This window comes from Thalassospira sp. UBA1131 (assembly GCF_002311515.1).
Taxonomy (GTDB): Bacteria; Pseudomonadota; Alphaproteobacteria; order Rhodospirillales; family Thalassospiraceae; genus Thalassospira.
In genome coordinates this window covers 29,595-29,949 of sequence record NZ_DCAO01000091.1, presented here as the reverse complement: position 1 = coordinate 29,949, position 355 = coordinate 29,595, and the positions used below count along the sequence as shown (strand labels likewise).

The 355-nt window shown below is 43.9% G+C and carries 1 pseudogene; it reads left to right on the top strand.

Annotation, left to right across the window (positions count from 1 at the left end):
* Positions 1-152 precede the first annotated feature (152 nt).
* A pseudogene (locus tag B3Z49_RS13935) lies at positions 153-355 on the top strand (ammonium transporter); the annotation flags it as partial.

Sequence of the window (355 nt, the reverse complement as noted above, 5' to 3'; positions counted from 1 at the left end):
CTTGATCGATTCTATATTTTTTTAGATCATTGATTTTCCTGTAATTTTTGCGACGCACAATAAAAAACACATTTGCGCTTGTTCACTACAGGGAATTGAATTTTAATAAAAGGAATGTCCATCGGGGGGCATTTTGTGATGGAGAGACTAAAATGGAACAATCCGTACCAGAGTTGATGGCGAGGCTGGACAGCCTTGAAGCATCGCTCAGCATGGCAACGACCATCAATTCCGAAGTATTCTATTGGTGGTGTACTGCACTGATGCTTGCAATTCACGCAGGCTTCCTTGCGTATGAAATGGGTGCATCGCGTGCGAAGAACGCACTGGCATCCGGTATGAAAAACCTGATCGC